The sequence below is a fragment of the Luteimonas rhizosphaericola genome (assembly GCF_029888045.1).
Lineage (GTDB): Bacteria > Pseudomonadota > Gammaproteobacteria > Xanthomonadales > Xanthomonadaceae > Luteimonas > Luteimonas rhizosphaericola.
This window is the reverse complement of record NZ_JARXRN010000014.1, coordinates 1-2,496: the sequence shown is the minus strand read 5'-3', so window position 1 is coordinate 2,496 and position 2,496 is coordinate 1. Positions and strand designations below refer to the sequence as shown.

The window sequence follows — 2,496 nt, the reverse complement described above, 5'->3', positions numbered from 1 at the left end:
GGCTTTCGCTCACTCTCAGTCCCTTGGCGCCACATCGCCAAGCACACTAGACCCGCTTTACACTCCATCGGATGGTGGCGCCCCAGATGGTCCCGCCCTTGGGATCTGTGGTTGCAGTGCTAGCAACACTGGTGGGGGCGCCGCAGGAGATGGTGACTAGTGCCGCCGCCTAACAATTCATTCAAGCCGACCCCGCTTCGCGGGTCGGCTTAACTCAGGCGTTAGCCTTCCGAGACAAGTCATGCGCAAGCTCCTAGCAACAGCGGCACTTCTCCCGGCTCTCGCAGTGGCGTCTCCGCCACCGGATAGCATCAACGACCTTTTTGCTGGGACGTGCATGAAGCACTTCTACTCGCAGGACAATCTGCGGAAGGCCATGGGTGACATTGGTGCTTCGGAGGCTCCCCCTGAGAAAGCAGAGTTCTTCCTTGGCGGCAATCCTGGCAAAGCGTGGTTTGTGATAGCTCCGCCCACGGCATATGTGGTCGCGCTACGCGATGACACTGTATGTGCCGTCTTCGCTCAGCGCGCCGACCCCGATCAAGCTCATGCTGGCTTCTCGGCCTTAGTGGGTACGGCTCCGGAGCCACTCGTGGCCGCAGTACAGGATCCAGCTGGGTTGAGGCCCAATGACGCGCACACCCGCACCATGGCGTATTCGTGGTCACGGTCTGAGGACAAAGATGAGCTTCTTTTTGTCCTTACTACTTCCGACAAGAGCGACGCCACTGCCCAAGCCATGGCTTCAATGTCGCTCGTCGGCAAGGCTAACAATTCGTTCAAGGCGATGCCGCTTCGCGGCACGCCTTAACTCAAGCGTTAGGCGGCACTTGCATGCTCACGGGATCTGAAACCGTCACAGCAATTTTCGGCTACTGGCCGGAGTTCGCGGATGCTCGAGTACTGTCCTTCGGCTTCTCGACCGAGGGAACTGTTTCCCTCAGCCTTTCGTACATCGATGCTTCTTTGGGCAAGAGCGCGCAGGTGTCTTTGGCATTCTCAGGCGTTCGCGACCTGGACCTCGGCGACCTCGCGTCGGAGAACGTCCTAGACTGCCTTACTGTTGCCTCCGGCGACCCAATGACCGTTACGCTAGAGCCCTGCATCGGTCTTCGTGGGAGCTTCACGTGCACGGCGGCCACGGTCACAGGAGTGTCGTCTAACAATTCATTCAAGCCGAACTCGCTTCGCGAGTCGGCTTAATTCAAACGTTAGGCGGCACGGACGATCTTCATGGACATTGAGAGATGGTTACTCGCTGCAGTAACGGCATTTGCCACTTGGGGCATGTTCGCATCGCCCCTACTATTCACGTTTGGCTACTTGGCGTTCCGGTACCGACGCGCCGCTTTTCGGTTATGGGTCCGTCCACTTGCGGGCGCTTTGCTTGGCTTGCTCGTGGCTCCGATGCCACCACCGGCTATGGTGCCCATCATTCCGCCCAATATATTGTCAGTGCTGCTTGAGGGCTCCAGCTATCCCAGCAGTCCAACTTGGGCTGCTGCTTCTTTGACGGCTTCAGTACTAGTTTTCGCGTGGCTAGGGCGGTGGCTACGGGTGCCGCCTAACAATTCATTCAAGCCGACGCCGCTTCGCGGCGCGGCTTAATTCAGGCGTTAGGGGGCTTTGAAATGTTGTCGTTGCTGATACGCCTTTCCTTCGCAGCATCGGTGGCCGCGCTGAGCGGCTGTGCTTCTACGCCTGCCAAGCCTTGCAGTCCCTTGGGAACTTCGGTGTGCGGGGCGCAGGCCGCGAACGTAGCTCGGGACGTCAGCGGCTGGCACAACGCGCAACATCCAACGTGTCCGTACGTCGGTCCACTTTCCGCCGAGATCGTACGAGACGAGGGTGATGCGGTGGTAGAGCACTGGACAATTGAGGCTTGCGACGGCAAGCGGTTCACCTATCGCGCGTATGTGATTCCGGGCGGAGGGCTTACGGTCATGGTGTCAGACGTACGTGCAGATGATCGACCCGCCCCCTAACAATTCATTCAAGCCGACGTTGCTTCGCAACGCGGCTTAATTCAGGTGTTAGGGCGCATATGAAGATTCGCGCAATCTGGTCCCTACTACTTACAGTTGCTTGGCTACCGACCTCGGCTAGTGCTGGCACCGTGTCCCTTGTCTCTGATAAGCAGCTTTGTGACAACGCTCCTCCACTGGAGCAGGCTGCCCATTTAGAGCCTAGCCGCAACGGCAACGTAATTACGCTCATCGTCACTGCTCAGCTCAACTGCGCATATCTTCCGGACAAACCAGTGCTTCGTGAGTGGCGCAATGCTGCAACCCTGTCGCTCCCAACAAGATCGCCTTCTGGCATGGCTACAGCCTGCCTTTGTGCGCATCAAATGACGTTCGAGATCTCAGATCTGTATGAGGGAGTTCAGACCATCTACTATGTCCAGGACGGTACCGTTCTGGGGCACGTGGATGCGCCCTAACAATTCATTCAAGCCGATGCCGCTTCGCGGCACGGCTTAACTCAGGCGTTAGG

Annotated in this window: 2 protein-coding genes; both read left to right on the top strand. The window is 58.1% G+C overall.

The annotated features are described in order from the left end of the window. The first annotated feature begins 241 nt into the window (after positions 1-241). Positions 242-811, top strand: coding sequence for an NMCC_0638 family (lipo)protein (locus tag QFW80_RS00910; protein ID WP_425603477.1), 570 nt, complete (start codon positions 242-244; stop codon positions 809-811). A 23-nt stretch (positions 812-834) separates the two neighbouring features. After that, the gene (locus tag QFW80_RS17565) at positions 835-1,203 is read left to right on the top strand and encodes an Imm50 family immunity protein (RefSeq protein WP_425603476.1); all 369 of its coding nucleotides are present in this window, start codon (positions 835-837) and stop codon (positions 1,201-1,203) included. Positions 1,204-2,496 lie beyond the last annotated feature (1,293 nt).